Below are 618 nucleotides of genomic sequence, written 5' to 3' on the forward strand. Positions count from 1 at the left end.
GCACCGGCCCACAATCGGCCGTCGAGGCGCCGACGGCGATGCCCGGCCGATCAGTGACGACGGCGTCGGCCTTGGGTCGCGGATACGCAAAAGGTTCCCTGGCGATGACGACATCGGGCGAATGGACCTGGTGCGCGGTGAGGAGATGATCCGCCGGCACGCCCATCCAGTCGGCGACGCGACGGCGATTTTCGGCCACCAGCGTTTGATCGTCGCTGGAGCCCGTGCCGATGTTGAGGCCCTGGTAGATGCCGCCGGAGACGCCGCCGATGCGCGTGAAGTAACCGTGACGGATGCCTTGCGCCTTCTCCAGAAGAGGCGAGCGTACTGGATCGGGTCTGGTCTGATTCAGCATGGATGGGTTTGTTGTCCGCGTGGGCGATTTCGTCAAGGTGAAGTTCGGCGAGGGGCGAAGCTCGGGCAAGTAGCCGGGCCAGCTTGCACGGATTGCCTGTCGATGTCAGCCGGTTTTCGCCGCCGGCAGGACCTTCATCACCTTGAAGAGCTCGCCCATGGCATCTGAACCCGCGAGGCGTTCGACCGCGTCGGAAATCGCCTGCCGCGCGCCGTCATCGGCGTCGGCGCCGAGTGAACCGGCGCGCTCGAGCAGCCCCATGC

The 618-nt window shown here is 66.0% G+C and carries 1 protein-coding gene and 1 pseudogene; both read right to left on the bottom strand.

From position 1 onward, the window contains the following. Positions 1 to 355 (bottom strand): laccase domain-containing protein (locus EOA29_RS39190; protein ID WP_189479178.1); only part of this gene is annotated, 355 nt, incomplete at its 3' end. A 105-nt stretch (positions 356 to 460) separates the two neighbouring features. Next, a pseudogene (locus tag EOA29_RS43625) lies at positions 461 to 618 on the bottom strand (class I SAM-dependent methyltransferase); the annotation flags it as partial.

It is taken from the genome of Mesorhizobium sp. M1E.F.Ca.ET.063.01.1.1 (assembly GCF_003998155.1).
GTDB lineage: Bacteria > Pseudomonadota > Alphaproteobacteria > Rhizobiales > Rhizobiaceae > Mesorhizobium.